Origin of the sequence: Metasolibacillus fluoroglycofenilyticus (assembly GCF_003049645.1) — a bacterium.
GTDB classification, from domain to species: Bacteria; Bacillota; Bacilli; order Bacillales_A; family Planococcaceae; genus Metasolibacillus; species Metasolibacillus fluoroglycofenilyticus.
On the sequence record NZ_PYWK01000004.1, the window covers coordinates 181,032 to 197,079 of the forward strand.

Annotated in this window: 13 protein-coding genes; 8 read left to right on the top strand and 5 right to left on the bottom strand. The window is 37.8% G+C overall.

The window, feature by feature from the left end; genetic code table 11:
* Positions 1–3 precede the first annotated feature (3 nt).
* Positions 4–1,389, bottom strand: a complete 1,386-nt coding sequence (mnmE, locus tag C9J36_RS14600; RefSeq protein ID WP_107943570.1) for a tRNA uridine-5-carboxymethylaminomethyl(34) synthesis GTPase MnmE — start codon at positions 1,387–1,389, stop codon at positions 4–6.
* A 358-nt stretch (positions 1,390–1,747) separates the two neighbouring features.
* Here mnmE and C9J36_RS14605 point away from each other — a divergent pair, with 358 nt between their 5' ends.
* Positions 1,748–2,326, top strand: coding sequence for a GNAT family N-acetyltransferase (locus C9J36_RS14605; protein WP_235616089.1), 579 nt, complete (start codon positions 1,748–1,750; stop codon positions 2,324–2,326).
* Between the two features lie 179 nt (positions 2,327–2,505).
* Here C9J36_RS14605 and jag read toward each other — a convergent pair whose 3' ends face one another.
* The 4 genes from jag to rpmH all read right to left on the bottom strand — a co-directional run bounded on the left by jag (position 2,506) and on the right by rpmH (position 4,687).
* The gene (gene jag / locus C9J36_RS14610; RefSeq protein ID WP_107943571.1) at positions 2,506–3,273 is read right to left on the bottom strand and encodes an RNA-binding cell elongation regulator Jag/EloR; all 768 of its coding nucleotides are present in this window, start codon (positions 3,271–3,273) and stop codon (positions 2,506–2,508) included.
* On the bottom strand, positions 3,270–4,037 hold the full coding sequence (yidC, locus tag C9J36_RS14615) for a membrane protein insertase YidC (RefSeq protein WP_066168502.1): 768 nt from the start codon (positions 4,035–4,037) through the stop codon (positions 3,270–3,272). The genes jag and yidC overlap by 4 nt, the downstream gene beginning before the upstream one ends.
* 103 nt (positions 4,038–4,140) lie before the next feature.
* Positions 4,141–4,479 carry a ribonuclease P protein component gene (gene rnpA, locus C9J36_RS14620; RefSeq protein WP_066168499.1) on the bottom strand — a complete coding sequence of 113 codons (339 nt, stop codon included), beginning with the start codon at positions 4,477–4,479 and terminating at the stop codon, positions 4,141–4,143.
* A 73-nt stretch (positions 4,480–4,552) separates the two neighbouring features.
* Positions 4,553–4,687, bottom strand: coding sequence for a 50S ribosomal protein L34 (gene rpmH, locus C9J36_RS14625; protein ID WP_004233310.1), 135 nt, complete (start codon positions 4,685–4,687; stop codon positions 4,553–4,555).
* 767 nt (positions 4,688–5,454) lie between these two features.
* Between rpmH and dnaA the strand changes: the two genes are divergently transcribed.
* From dnaA to C9J36_RS14660, 7 genes are all read left to right on the top strand, one after another.
* Positions 5,455–6,798, top strand: a complete 1,344-nt coding sequence (gene dnaA / locus C9J36_RS14630; protein ID WP_066168495.1) for a chromosomal replication initiator protein DnaA — start codon at positions 5,455–5,457, stop codon at positions 6,796–6,798.
* A gap of 189 nt (positions 6,799–6,987) precedes the next feature.
* A complete protein-coding gene (gene dnaN, locus C9J36_RS14635; protein WP_107943572.1) occupies positions 6,988–8,124 on the top strand; it encodes a DNA polymerase III subunit beta in 1,137 nt (378 codons plus the stop codon).
* Between the two features lie 354 nt (positions 8,125–8,478).
* On the top strand, positions 8,479–8,706 hold the full coding sequence (yaaA, locus tag C9J36_RS14640) for a S4 domain-containing protein YaaA (protein WP_066168491.1): 228 nt from the start codon (positions 8,479–8,481) through the stop codon (positions 8,704–8,706).
* Positions 8,703–9,815 (top strand): DNA replication/repair protein RecF, encoded by a 1,113-nt coding sequence (gene recF, locus C9J36_RS14645; protein ID WP_107943573.1) that lies wholly within the window; start codon positions 8,703–8,705, stop codon positions 9,813–9,815. Before yaaA ends, recF begins: the two co-directional genes overlap by 4 nt.
* 57 nt (positions 9,816–9,872) lie before the next feature.
* Complete coding sequence (gyrB, locus tag C9J36_RS14650; protein WP_235616090.1) at positions 9,873–11,798, top strand: DNA topoisomerase (ATP-hydrolyzing) subunit B; 1,926 nt, start codon at positions 9,873–9,875, stop codon at positions 11,796–11,798.
* A 24-nt stretch (positions 11,799–11,822) separates the two neighbouring features.
* On the top strand, positions 11,823–14,297 hold the full coding sequence (gene gyrA, locus C9J36_RS14655) for a DNA gyrase subunit A (protein ID WP_107943575.1): 2,475 nt from the start codon (positions 11,823–11,825) through the stop codon (positions 14,295–14,297).
* Positions 14,298–14,443: 146 nt separating this feature from the next.
* Entirely contained in the window at positions 14,444–15,538 is a 1,095-nt protein-coding gene (locus tag C9J36_RS14660) for an HD-GYP domain-containing protein (protein ID WP_066168480.1), read from the top strand.
* Positions 15,539–16,048 lie beyond the last annotated feature (510 nt).

The window sequence follows — 16,048 nt, forward strand, 5'->3', positions numbered from 1 at the left end:
TTTTTATTTTCCTAAACAAAACTGTGAAAATAATTGATTGATTAAACTTTCCTGTACTGTATCACCGACAATTTCACCAAGAATCTCCCATGTACGTGTAACATCTATTTGTACCATATCAACAGGCACACCCATCTCTGCGGCGTTCAGTGCATCTTCGACTGTTTGCCTTGCTTGATGTAATAATGCAATATGACGTGCATTTGAAACATATGTCATATCTCCACCTTCAACTTGTCCCGCAAAGAAAATTGCAGCAATCGCCTCTTCAAGCTCAGCTACTCCTTCTTCCTTTAATAATGAAGTTGTAACGATGCGACGCTCGCCAGCTAATTCTTTGACACGCGGCAAGTCAATTTGTTGTTGTAAATCCGTTTTATTAACAACAACGATGTAATCCATATGTTCAATTGTTTCAAATAGGCGCTCATCTTCAACTGATAAGCTTTCTGCCCCATTTAATACGAGTAAAATTAAGTCTGCTCCTTTTAAAGCCTCTCTCGACCTTTCTACCCCTATGCGCTCAACGATATCTTCTGTTTCACGAATACCCGCTGTATCTACTAAACGTAGTGGTACGCCGCGCACATTGACATACTCCTCTATAATATCACGCGTTGTCCCAGCAATATTTGTTACAATCGCCTTATTTTCATGCACTAAACTATTCAATAAAGAAGACTTTCCTACGTTTGGTCTTCCTAAAATAACCGTCGATAAACCTTCACGCAAAATTTTCCCTTGCGCAGATGTCGTTAGTAATTTATCTATTTCGTCACGTACCCAGCTACATTTTTCAAGCAAGACAGGTACTGTCATTTCTTCTACATCATCGTATTCTGGATAATCGATATTGACCTCCACTTGTGCTAATGTTTCGAGTAGTGCTTGTCTTAATTCGCCAATTAAGCGTGACAGCTTACCGTCCATTTGTGTTAATGCCATATTCATGGCACGGTCTGTTTTGGCACGAATCAAATCCATTACAGCCTCGGCCTGTGATAAGTCGATTCGTCCATTTAAAAAGGCACGCTTCGTAAATTCCCCCGGCTCCGCCAATCGAGCTCCATAGCGTAACACAAGCTGTAATACGCGATTAACAGAAACTAGCCCACCGTGACAGTTAATTTCTACAACATCCTCACGTGTAAATGTTTTCGGCCCACGCATCAACGATAGCATAACCTCTTCCACTACTTCCTCTGTCTTCGGATCAATTAAATGCCCGTAGTGAATCGTATGTGTCACTTGCTCGGCTAATTTTTTTCTATTTGGCGCTTGAAATATTTTATCTGCTATCGCTATTGCTTCATCACCACTCAAACGAACGATTGCAATAGCTCCCTCTCCCATTGGTGTGGATATCGCAGCAATTGTATCAAAATCCATCAAAAAGCCTCCTGACTTCATGTTTATAAAAATCAATTACGCCTCAGCATAATTGCGACTAGATTTTCTTCAAAATCAATTTATCCACATGTGGATAACGTAACCGAACGATATTTCCTAACAACTTAGATTAACATATTTTCAGCAAAATCTAAAGTAATTGTTGTTAAACAAGCCATGCAGTTGCCGGCTTGTTTAATATTAGCGATGATGTTTTGACAAAATGTTTATACAAGAATGTAAACGTTAAAACAAACTGGTTCTTACGTACTTTTGGTGAAAGTGAATTAGATGGGGATTTCGTATATACTTTATTTAGATTTATTTGGTACACGGCACTCCTGTGGAAGTGTCATTAATGGAATTAAATTTATATTTTCGAAAGCAGGGAAGAAAAATGATTGAATTAAGAAAGATTACCCACGATAATTTTGAGGCAGTGTTGAAGTTAAGCATAACAGATGAGCAGAAAGGAAATGTGGATTCCAGCATATATTGTTTGGCTAAAGCCTATGTAAAGATACTTAACGACGAAAAACCTCCCATGATCTTCGCTATATGCAACAATGATGAAGTCATAGGATATGTCGATATTGGATTTTACGAACTGGCGGAAAGCTCAATTTTATGTGAAAAATATGGAGATAAATCTACTTATGGACTTAATCGTTTTATGATTGATAAAAAGCATCAAGGCAAAGGATTTGGTAAACAAGCAATGATGAAAGTTATTGATTACATAAAGTCGTTTCCACAAGGAAAAGCCGATGCAGTTGCTACATCATATTGGATGGTAAACGAAGCCGTTCGGAAGTTGTTTGCGTCTGTCGGTTTCGTTGAGACAGGAGCGATATGGGACGGACAAACAGGGGACAATTGGAATGCAGAAAGAAAAGATATAGAGTACGCAGAAGTTGGTGCCAGACTCGGATTATAAAGCTAATACTAGGTTTTTTAGCTTTAAGTAGGATTAATATATATACGCTTAATTGCGTGGATTGAAGCGTAATTAAGCGTTTTTTGGTAAGCCCAAAATCAAGTTTGAGCAAACACTTTCAAATAACAACAAATAAAGCGTGACTCAAACCGGCTACCGCACGGCTTGAATCACGCCCCTTATCCATTTGTCGGTTCGATAACTAAATAGCGATTTGGCTCTACACCTTCAGAATACGTTTCAATATCTAATCGATTTGTTAAAGCGTGGTGGATGATTTTTCGTTCGTATGATGGCATTGGCTCTAATACGACCTGCTTGCCAGTGCGAACTGCTTTGTCTGCCATACGCTCTGCTAATTGCTCCAAAGCAATGCGACGACGCTCACGATAATCCTCAACATCAAGCTTAACGAGCATAAAAGATTTTGCACTTTTGTTTAACACAAGCTGTGTTAATTGCTGTAAAGCGTTTAATGTTTGTCCACGTTTTCCTATTAAAAGTGCGGCCTTCTCGCTTTCTAACTTAAATGTTGTATACTTGCCTTCTGTTTCGTACTCTATCTGTAAATCTTTAATTCCCATACTCTCAGCTACACTTTCAATATAAGCTTTCGCCTCTTGTATAGGGTCTACATTTAGTTGCCCTTCTGCTGGTTGAATCAGCTCTTCATTCACGTCATCAGTTTGAACTTGTTCCCCGAAAACTTCCTCTACTAGCGTTTCCACTAGCGGTTCTTGAACTTGTACTTCTTCTACAGCTACTTGATCAACTTCTTCTTTCATTGTTACACGCACCTCAGCAGGACGTGCACCAAAGCCTAAAAATCCTTTTTTACCTTCTTGTAAAACTTCAACATCTACTTGTTCGCGGGTTTTGCCAAGCTGTTGTAACGCTAATGAGATCGCTTCTTGTACCGTTGCGCCTATTTGCGTAATTTGCTTCACTTTTTCGCTCCTCCTGTAGTAGCTTCTTGTTTATTTTTATTCCAAGGCTTATAAATCACAAGGTTTTGAGACACAGAGAAAATGTTCCCGATTACCCAATATAATGATAGTGCCGCTGGTAAAAACATACCAAAGCCCATAATCATTACTGGCATAATGTACATCATCATTTTCATTTGCGGGTTGTCAATTGCAGGACCTGTCATTAATACGACAAACTGGAATAACCCTGCAATAATTGCTAATACCACGCTAGGTTCAGCTAATGGGAAAATTAGAAATGTACCTAAATCAATTGTCGGTGTTGCATTCATACGGCTAATCGCATGGTAGAAACCGATTAAAATTGGCATTTGAATTAACACAGGTAAGCAGCCCATTAAAGGATTTGCACCTGATGATTGCATTAATGCCATCATTTCTTGCTGATATTGCTGCTGTGTTGCCGCATCTTTAGAGCTGTACTTTTGTTGTAGCTCCTTTAGCTTCGGCTGTAATTCTTGCATCTTTTTAGAGCTTTTAATTTGCTTGATTGTCAGTGGTAAAATAGCAGTTCGAATAATAATCGTTACAACGATAATACCTAAGCCATATGTACCAAGCAATTCTGCAAAATATTGAATAACTGAAACTAACGGCCAAACAATGAACTCATTCCAAAAGCCTTTACTTTCAGCTGAGATCGGTTGGTTAAATTCTGAACAACCTGATAGCAATAATGTAGTAGCAACCAGTGTCAGAACGATCCAAAGTCTTTTTTTCAACTTTCTTCCCCCTAGATGAATTCCTCTATTTATTCATTTGTGTTTGAAGATATTCTATCATGTGAAGGCATTTGCACTCCACTATTTTGTAGTGTCATTTCGATTACTTCAATACTTTCGCAATTTTTAAGACATGCTGTAAACTTTTTTTTGTTTCATGAAAATTTAAAATGGCCGCCTGATGCCGGGCGATAATAACATAATCCATATCCTGCCTAACTTCATCCTTTAATTCAAGAAATGTTTGACGGATATAGCGCTTTATTTGGTTACGTGTTACGGCTTTTCCTACTTTTTTGCTCACTGATAAGCCTATACGAAACTCCTCTTGTGCCTCTTTTGTCAAGCAGTAAACGACAAATTGGCGATTTGCAAAGGATCTTCCTTTCTTAAACACCTTTTGAAAGTCTTCATTTTTTTTAATTCTTTGGCGTTTATTCATTCCTTCACCATCTCCATCTACTCATTTCATCAATTATATAGAAAAAAAAGACCACTGATGTGGCTCAGTGGACTTATGCTGATAATACTTTTCTTCCTTTACGACGACGAGCAGCTAATACTTTACGACCGTTTTTCGTGCTCATACGTGCGCGGAAACCGTGTACTTTGCTGTGCTTACGTTTTTTTGGTTGATATGTGCGTTTCATTATATTACACCTCCTATAAGAATGAGAGTTTGCTATTTATCTATTTCGACATACAGACTTGGATATTATATATATAAACCGTACTATTTGTCAATCCTTTAATGAGAAAAGCGCTAAAGAAGCTGTTTAGCTCTGACAGACATTGGAGTGCACAAGTGCAAAAATAAACGCTTCACCACTTCTCAAAATAAATGAGCAGTGCATGTTTAACCTAGACGCTGTTTAAAAACCAAAAACTTATACTTCTTATTTTTTAAATATGTCCTCTTTTATTTCTCTCTTAGTTATCCACAAGATAAGCAGCTTTAGCAAAAATAACTATGTGCATAATTTTTTTCACTTTCAAAATTATCCACATACGTTATTGACAGCTTTTTCACAAACTAATAGCATGTGGACAACTGCTTTGTGAACAGTTTGCACTATGTGGATAAGTTTGTTAGAGTATTGTAATTGCTCGCTTTTTTTGATACGATAAATGTGTTTTCTTTTGTGGACGATTTTCTTGGGAAATATTTTATCCACAGTTGTTGATAATCTGTGGACAATATTATACATAGGCTTAGGATATCATTTATCCACAGGCTGTGATTATGTGTATGTCTATTTCATATTTACGTAAATGAAATAAAAAAATAGAGGTATTATCTTTAATTCAGCAAAATAATTAGTTACCGGCTGAACAAAAAGCATTCATCTTAAAATAGAGCAGGAAAGTGAATGCCACTTTAAATAAAATTAAATTTCGAACGAAAGGACGAGTCCGCTTGGAGCATTTAGAAGAATTATGGAATAATGTCCTTGCTCAAGTAGAACGAAAGATTGCAAAGCCAAGCTTCGATACATGGCTAAAACCTACGAAAATTTTAACTTTTGATGGCTCGACGATAACAATTGCTGCGCCAAATACTTTTGCAAGTGAATGGCTAGAAAAGCATTATATGCATCTTTTAACAGGTAGTTTAAACGAATTAGTAGGACAAGATTTAGTCATTAAATTTGAAGTTCAAAATGAGCAGGATGAGGATGATTTTGAGCTACCAGCACCTAGAATTAATGGGCATAATCAAGATCACCAAGAAATTTCACCCGGAATGTTAAATCCAAAATACACATTCGATACATTCGTTATTGGCTCTGGTAACCGCTTTGCACATGCTGCCTCGCTTGCAGTCGCAGAAGCACCAGCGAAAGCATACAACCCATTTTTCATCTATGGAGGCGTAGGGCTTGGTAAAACACATTTAATGCATGCAATTGGTCACTATGTGTTAGAGCATAACCCTTCGGCAAAGGTTGTATACTTATCATCTGAAAAATTCACAAATGAATTTATTAACTCCATTCGCGATAATAAAGCCATTGATTTTCGCAATAAATATCGAAATGTAGATGTTTTATTAATCGACGATATTCAGTTTTTAGCTGGAAAAGAGTCTACACAAGAGGAATTCTTCCATACATTTAACACATTACATGAGGAATCAAAGCAAATTGTGATTTCGAGTGACAGGCCGCCTAAGGAAATTCCAACACTGGAAGATCGCTTACGCTCGCGCTTTGAATGGGGCTTAATTACCGATATTGCACCACCTGATTTAGAAACAAGAATTGCAATTTTACGCAAAAAAGCGAAGGCTGATCATTTGGATATTCCTAATGAGGTAATGCTTTATATTGCCAATCAAATTGATTCCAATATTCGTGAATTAGAGGGCGCTTTAATTCGTGTTGTAGCCTACTCCTCACTTGTTAAAGAGGATGTAACACCAGAACTTGCAGCAGCCGCATTAAAAGATATTATTCCAAATGCGAAGCCACGCATGATTTCAATTTTAGATATTCAAAATGCAGTTGGAGAGCATTTTAATATTCGCTTGGAGGACTTTTCTGCTAAAAAGCGTACAAAATCAATTGCGTTTCCAAGACAAGTTGCCATGTATTTATCGCGTGAACTGACCGACTTCTCACTGCCGAAAATTGGTGAGGAATTTGGTGGAAGAGACCATACAACCGTTATTCATGCACACGAAAAAATTTCAAATCAGCTTAAAAATGATCAAGGACTTCAACAAGATATTAAACAAATTCGTAGCATGCTAGGCAAGTAAGCCTTCTTTTTTGTTCAGCATGGATGTGGATAACTTATTAATTTCTGTACAAATTTATACACAGTCTATCTACATGTGGATAGACTGATTTTACTTGTTAAAAGGCACTTATCCACAAATCCACAGCGCCTATTACTATATCTATTTATTCTTTTATTATTTTAATAATATTATATATGGGGGTACGACATGAAATTTGATATTATGCGTGACCGGCTTTTAGCAGGATTAAATGATGTCATGAAAGCAGTTAGTTCAAAAACAACGATTCCAATTTTAACTGGTATTAAAATTGACGTAACACACGAAGGTTTACATTTAACAGGCAGTGATGCAGATATTACAATCCAAACATTTATTCCGGTTGAAGAAGATGGAGAACAATTAATAAATGTTAGTACAACGGGCTCAATCGTTTTACAAGCGCGTATGTTTAACGAAATTGTAAGAAAGCTTCCTACAAATGATGTAGAAATTGAAGTATCAGCAGGCTTTGCAACAAATATTCGCTCAGGTAAATCTGAATTCCATTTAATTGGCCTAGATGCTTCAGAATATCCATTGCTACCTGAAGTCGCAGAAGACCGCCAGTTCTCAATGCCTGCAGATTTATTAAAATCTGTTATACGTGAAACAGTATTTGCTGTTGCAACGTCTGAAAGCAGGCCTGTGTTGACAGGTGTAAACTGGAGAATACTAGAAAATGAATTAATATGCGTTGCAACGGATAGTCATCGTTTAGCACGTCGCAAAATTCAACTTGAGCAATTACCTGCTGAAATTAATAGTGTTGTTATTCCTGGAAAAAGCTTAAATGAATTAAACAAAATTTTAGAAGATACAACAGACCCTGTACAAATTGCATTAACAAATTATCATGTATTATTTAAAACGGAGGATGTATTATTCTTCTCTCGTTTATTAGAAGGCAACTACCCTGATACATCACGTTTAATTCCAGAGGACTATAAAACAAATGTAACGATTAATGGGAAGGCGTTACTACAAGCGATTGACCGTGCATCCTTATTAGCACGTGAAGACCGCAATAACGTTGTACGTTTTGAAACATTAGAAAATAATACAGTAGAAATTTCCTCAAACTCACCAGAAATCGGGAAAGTAGAGGAACAAATTACGGTAGAAAACCTTGAGGGCGAGTCGCTTAAAATTTCCTTCAGTGCTAAATATATGATGGAAGCACTACGAGCAATCGATGGACAAGATGTAGTGATTCAATTTACTGGTACGATGCGCCCGTTTATTTTACGTTCAATACATGACGACGCCATTTTACAGCTTATTTTACCGGTTCGTACTTACTAGTTTTTTTCGAAAAAGCTGTCTGAAAAGCATGCTGCTGCATGTCTTTCCAGACAGCTTTTCATGTTTAAATGAATTTTTCTGTCAAATTTGAATGTAGTTAAAGTCTTTCGCAAATGGCATATTTTTTAAAACGAGGCTTGCATAATGTAGGTCAGTTAACCGTTGTTACAGGATGTGACGATTTTAGGTTAACTAGCTTGAAGAAATCTGGATACAATTACGCTTCTGCTTAATTGATAAGAAATACAAGTGTTTTAATTTGCTATTCATCTAGAAAAATTTGCTTCACTTACGCACAAGCCGATTTTTTGGTATGATAGAAAGATAGATTTCGTTTAGCGGAGGATGACAATCGTGCAAGATATTTTTATTGATACAGAGTTTGTAACGTTAGGGCAAGTGTTAAAAATGACGGATGCAATTAGCTCCGGTGGAATGGCAAAATGGTTTTTAAGTGAGCACGTTGTTTATGTCAATGGCGAGGTCGATGATCGTCGCGGGCGCAAATTACGTAACGGTGATGTAATCAATATCCCAGGCGTCGGTCGCTTCCGTATTGTGGAGAACGGTGCAAGTGAATGAATATTGAGCAATTAAAGCTGATAAATTATCGAAATTATGAGTCGTTAACGCTGGATTTTTCTCCTAAAATCAATGTTTTTATCGGGGAGAATGCACAGGGTAAAACAAATGTGATGGAATCCATCTATGTTTTGGCTATGGCTAAGTCCCACCGTACATCGAATGATAAAGAATTGATACGCTGGGATGCAGACTATGGTAAAATAGAAGGTGTTGTGCAAAAGCGTTATGGCGGTTTTCCTATTGAGCTGACAATCTCAAAAAAAGGCAAAAAGGGAAAAATAAATCATCTTGAACAAACACGTCTTAGCGATTACATCGGGCAAATGAATGTCGTGATGTTTGCACCAGAGGATTTATATGTTGTCAAAGGAAGCCCTCAACTACGGCGACGCTTTATTGATATGGAAATTGGGCAAATATCTCCTGTTTATTTACATGATTTATTAACATTCCAAAAAATACTAAAGCAACGTAACCATATTTTGAAAAGCAATCAAGGTCGCCATACATTAAACGATGTCATGTTTGATGTTTATACAGAGCAGTACATACAGGCTGCTGTTCAAATTATTCGCAAAAGATTTCAATTCATGGAGCTTTTACAGGCATGGGCTGAACCAATACATGCCGGTATTTCGCGTGGCTTGGAAAAGCTAGTTATAAAATATCGACCAATTTCAGGGCTAGTGGCAGATCAAAGTGCTGAGCAAATGGCTGCTCATTTAGAGCAAAAGCTTTTAGAGGCACGAAAAAGGGAGCTAGAGCGCGGTGTTACATTAGTAGGACCACATCGTGATGATTTGCAGTTTTTTGTCAATGACTATGATGTTCAAACATATGGTTCGCAAGGGCAACAGCGCACGACAGCTTTATCTTTAAAGCTTGCTGAAATTGAATTAATTAAACAAGAAACGAAAGAAACACCCATCTTATTGTTAGATGATGTGTTATCAGAGCTAGATGATTATAGACAATCACATTTATTAAATACAATTCAAGGTGAGGTTCAAACATTTGTTACAACGACAAGTGTTGAAGGAATTCATCATGAAACGATTGAACAGGCCAGTTTGTTCCATGTGAAACAAGGGTCTATTGTAAAATAGCAAGACCTTTAGGGAATAATGGTTGTACACAGTGTGAAGAAAGAGTGGGTGAACATAGTGTCTTTAGAAGAAAAAGACGTTCAGCAGCAGACATATGATGCTGACCAAATACAAGTATTAGAGGGCTTGGAAGCAGTTCGTAAACGCCCTGGTATGTATATCGGTTCTACAAGTTCAAAGGGGCTACATCATTTAGTATGGGAAATCGTTGATAATAGTATTGACGAGGCGCTTGCTGGTTTTTGTACGGATATTACAGTAGCAATTGAGAAGGATAACTGGATTCGCGTAGAAGATAATGGCCGTGGTATTCCTGTAAGCATTCAGGAGAAAATGGGTTTACCAGCTGTTGAAGTTATTATGACTGTGCTACATGCTGGAGGGAAATTTGGCGGTGGCGGTTATAAAGTATCAGGTGGTCTACACGGTGTAGGTGCTTCTGTTGTGAACGCATTATCTATTGAAACTGAGGTTTATGTAAAGCGTGACGGTCATATACACAGCATTAAATTTTCTCGTGGACGTACTGTGCAGCCACTAACGGTTGTCGGTGATACGACTGAAACAGGAACAATGACACGCTTCAAGGCGGACGCCGATATTTTTACTGAAACGACTGTTTATGAATTTGATATTTTAGCTACACGTGTGCGTGAATTAGCGTACTTAAATCGTGGAATTCGTTTAACAATTGCGGATGAGCGTGAGGATGAAGTACGTTCAACTACATATCACTATGAAGGTGGTATACGCTCATATGTTGAGCATCTAAATGCCAATAAAGAGCCACTTCATGAGCCGATTGATGTACATGGAGAAAAGGACGGAATTGCCGTTGAAATTGCTATGCAATATAATGCAGGCTTCTCTTCTACGATTATGTCGTTCGCCAATAATATTAATACGTATGAGGGCGGTACACATGAATCCGGCTTTAAAATGGCTTTGACGCGTGTTATTAATGATTATGCACGTAAAAACGGTCTACTAAAAGAGGCTGACACTAATTTAACAGGTGAGGATGTGCGAGAAGGTTTAACGGCCATCGTATCTATTAAGCACCCAGATCCTCAGTTTGAAGGACAAACGAAAACAAAATTAGGTAACTCAGAAGTAAGCCAAATTACGAATGCTTTATTCTCAGATGGTTTTGAGCGCTTTATGCTGGAAAATCCAACTGTTGCACGTCAAATTGTTGAAAAAGGCTTAATGGCAGCTCGTGCTCGTGTTGCAGCGAAGAAAGCCCGTGAATTTACACGTCGTAAATCAGCTTTAGAAGTATCCAGCTTGCCCGGGAAACTGGCAGACTGTTCTTCTACAAATCCCGCTGAATGTGAAATTTATATCGTTGAGGGTGATTCTGCTGGTGGTTCAGCGAAAAGTGGTCGCGACCGTCATTTCCAAGCGATATTGCCTTTGCGCGGGAAAATTTTAAACGTAGAAAAAGCACGCTTGGATCGAATTCTTTCGAACGCTGAAATTCGCGCAATGATTACTGCCTTTGGTACAGGAATCGGAGAAGAATTTAATTTAGAAAAAGCGCGTTATCATAAAATTATTATTATGACAGATGCCGATGTTGATGGTGCACATATCCGTGTACTGTTATTAACATTTTTCTTCCGCTTTATGCGCCCGCTGATTGAGGCTGGCTATGTCTATGCAGCTAAACCACCACTATATCAGGTGAAGCAAGGGAAGCATGTAGAGTATTGCTATTCAGATGCAGAGCTAGAAGAAATTTTAAATCGATTATCAAGTGTACCAAAACCAAACGTACAGCGTTATAAAGGTTTAGGTGAAATGAATGCGGAGCAATTATGGGAAACGACAATGGACCCAGAGCATCGTACATTAATTCGTGTTGAATTGGATGATGCGATTGAGGCGGATCGAATTTTTGATCAATTGATGGGGGATGACGTTGAACCACGCCGTCATTTCATTGAAGAAAATGCTGTTTATGCAGATTTAGATATTTAATCGTTTGGAAGGGAGGTCTATATTTTGTCTGAGATCGAACATGGGAATATTCAAGGAAGAAATATTACGACTGAAATTAAAACATCATTTTTAAGCTATGCTATGAGTGTTATCGTGGCACGTGCTTTACCTGACGTACGAGATGGTTTAAAGCCGGTGCATCGCCGAATTTTATATGGGATGCAAGAGCTAGGAAATACGTCAGATAAGCCATACAAGAAAAGTGCCCGTATCGTAGGGGATGTAATGGGTAAATATCACCCGCATGGAGACTCATCTATTTACGATGCAATGGTTCGTATGGCACAGGACTTCAGCTATCGCTACATGCTGGTGGATGGGCATGGAAACTTCGGCTCAGTTGATGGTGATGGTGCAGCAGCGATGCGATATACGGAATCGCGTATGTCAAAAATTGCAATGGAAATGCTACGTGATATTAATAAAGACACAATTGATTATGATCCAAACTATGATGGTAGTGAGCAAGAGCCAAGGGTATTACCATCTCGCTATCCAAACTTACTTGTCAATGGTGCTTCTGGTATCGCTGTAGGTATGGCGACAAACATCCCACCACATCAGCTTGGTGAAACGATTGATGCAGTGCTTGCTTTGTCTGAAAACCCAGCTATTACGACAGAAGAGCTAATGGAGATTATACCAGGACCGGACTTTCCAACAGGAGGTTTAATTATTGGTCGCTCTGGTATTCGCCGTGCTTATGAAACAGGTAGAGGCTCAATTATTATTCGGGCTAAAGTAGAAATTGAGCAAAGTAGCAATGGCAAGGAAACAATTTTAATTCATGAGCTACCATATCAAGTAAATAAAGCGAAGCTCATTGAAAAAATCGCCGAGCTTGTACGCGATAAAAAAATCGATGGTATTACGAATTTACGTGACGAATCAGACCGTCGTGGTATGCGTGTTGTTATTGAAGTACGTCGTGATGCAAATGCCAATGTCGTTCTGAACAATTTATATAAACAAACAGCTATGCAATCCAGCTTTGGTGTAAATATGCTTGCGTTAGTAGATGGACAACCGAAAATTTTAAGTTTAAAAGAAGCGTTACACCATTATTTAGAGCATCAAAAAGTAGTAATTACACGTCGTACAAAATTTGAGTTACGCAAGGCAGAAGAGCGTGCGCATATTTTAGAAGGTTTACGTATTGCACTTGATCATATTGATGAAATTATTTCGATTATTCGCGGCTCTCGTAGCGGTGATGAGGCGAAGCCAGTATTAATGGAGCGCTTTACATTGAGTGAGCGACAAGCGCAAGCAATTCTTGATATGCGTCTTGTTCGTTTAAGCGGCTTAGAGCGTGAAAAAATTGAAGCGGAATATCAGGAGCTACAAAGATTAATCGCTGATTTAAAAGCAATTTTAGCAGATGAAGCAAAAGTGCTTGAGATTATTCGTAAGGAAATGCTTGAAATTAAGGAGCGTTATAATGATATACGCCGTACAGAAATTACTGCTGGCGGTTTAGAAATGATCGAGGACGAGGATTTAATTCCGCGTGAAAACTCGGTATTAACATTAACGCATAATGGTTATATTAAGCGTTTAGCTGCGAATACATATCGTTCACAAAAACGAGGTGGTCGTGGCGTGCAAGGTATGGGCACAAATGAGGACGATTTTGTAGAGCATTTATTATTTACATCGACTCATGATACGATTTTATTTTTCACATCTAAAGGGAAAGTGTTCCGAGCGAAAGGCTATGAAATACCTGAATTCGGTCGTACAGCAAAAGGTTTACCGATTGTAAACTTATTAAACATCGAAAAAGATGAGAAAGTAACAGCGATGATTCGCGTAGAATCTTTTGACGAGGATGCGTACTTTATCTTTACAACGAAAACAGGTATTACAAAACGTACACCAGTATCGCAATTTTCCAATATACGGACAAACGGCTTAATTGCGATTAGCTTACGTGAGGATGATGATTTAATTTCTGTCCGTTTAACAGATGGACAGAAGCAAATTATTATTGGAACACAGGACGGTATGCTAGTCCGGTTCAAAGAAGAAGATATTCGCTCAATGGGACGTTCGGCTGCCGGAGTCCGAGGAATTAAACTGCGTGAAGGTGACTATGTAGTCGGTATGGAAATTATCGAACAAGGTCAGGAAATTTTAGTTGTTACAGAAAAAGGCTATGGAAAACGTACGCCTGAGCACGAATACCGTTTACAAAGTCGTGGTGGTGTTGGTTTAAAAACAATGCAAATTACTGAGAAAAACGGTAAGATGTGTGCGGTAAAAGCAGTTGATGGTACTGAGGATATTATGCTCATTACAATTAACGGAATGCTTATTCGAATGGACGTACAGGATATCTCCATTATCGGCCGTAGCACGCAAGGTGTCCGCTTAATTCGTTTAGCGGAAGAAGAATATGTGGCAACTGTAGCGAAGGTTGAAAAAGACAATGCAGATGAAGTGACAGATGATGAGGACGATGAAAATCTAGAGTAAAAGAAAAAATCTTTTACACGGAGCTATAGAAAAGCAGAGGAATATTTGCTTTTCTATAGCTCCTTTCTTTTATAAATACTACTATATTTATACAAATTGTTACGATACAATGGAAGAAAAGTACGTACACAAAGGTGGTTTTTAAATTGGAGGCTACTCACATAAATGTTAAGGAAATAAAGGTTGGACAGACTATAGCAGACCATATATTTGCAAATACACAATATCCTATTATTTATAAAGATACGAAAATCACTTATGAGCATATACATTTACTAAATGTCTTTAATATTAAAGCTATTCCAATTTATCAGCAGTTGGCAGGAAGTAATAAAACGGTAGATGTTGTTGAAAGTAAGCCTGTTCAGCATATTGAGCAAGCTGTTTCATTCGAAAAATCCTATGCTAGTGCAATCCAACAATTCAAAAAGGAATTTTTCAATTGGGAATCTGGCGCAAAAATTGATATGACAAAAATACGTGGGATGGCTATTCCGCTAATCGAACAAGTACTTGAAAATCGCTCTTATATATTTGATTTAAACAGCTATTCAAACCCGCAAGACTATTTATACCATCATTGTATAGCAACAGGATTAATTTCCTCTATTATGGCGCAGAAGCTTGGCTATGAAAAAGGTATTTGTATCCAAATGGCAATTGCCGGTGCATTGGCAGACTCTGGAATGGCAAAAATTCCTGCAAAAATCCGTGACAAGACGAGTAAGTTAACTGCACAAGAGTTTGCTGAAATACGGCAACACCCTGTTCATAGCTATGTAATGGTAAAAGATTTAGCAGCATTAAAAAGTGAAATGAAGAAAGCCATATTCCAACACCATGAACGATTAAATGGCAGTGGGTATCCAAAAGGAATAAAAAGTGAGGACATTTTAATTTTCTCTCAAATTATTGCTGTAGCAGACGTTTATCATGCTATGACAAGCGAACGACTATACAGTGAACAAAAAGCAACTTTCCAAGTAATAGAGATGATTAAGGAGTCAGAGTTTGGAAAGTTTGATATTAAAGTTGTGAATGCTTTAATCGCTATTGTCGCTGATTTGCCAATCGGCACTAAAGTCGAGCTATCAAATAAAGAGCGGGCAGAAGTTATGTTTATTAATAAATATGCACCAACAAGACCGCTAGTGAAAATAACGAGAACTGGCGAAATTATCGATTTAGCAACAGTGCGTTCCTTCTATATATCACGAGTTATTACAAAGAGTGATGATTAATTGCTCATTAATAAAGCTGAAGGATGGGAAAGTAGGAGAGCCCCTATAGCCTCATTCGTTTTATTTTTATTTAGATTCAGCAAAGGATTCGTCTGAAAAGTCATTTTGAGGCGGATCCTTTGTACCGAAAATGAAGCAGCAGAAAAAAACGCCTATTTCTAAATACTTCATTCAATATTTAAGGCATATAAATACTCACTAATTTTAAATAAAAATTATTTTTAAAAAGTATTGACCTTAGATTAGATATCTGATAATATTTAAAAAGTCGCTATGATGTATGAGCAATATTTTCAAGAAAAAGTTTTTTTAGAAAAGTAGTTGACTTAAAAAACATAGCGTGCTATTATATAAAAGTTGCGTCTGACAGATGCAACAATAACATGAACCTTGAAAACTGAACAAGCAAGACGTGAATGAATAAAGTTTCATTGAATAGATGAAACACAATTTTGGACATCGAATGAAGATGCCAGCAAATGTTTTAATGTATCGAAAGCGAAGCGACAG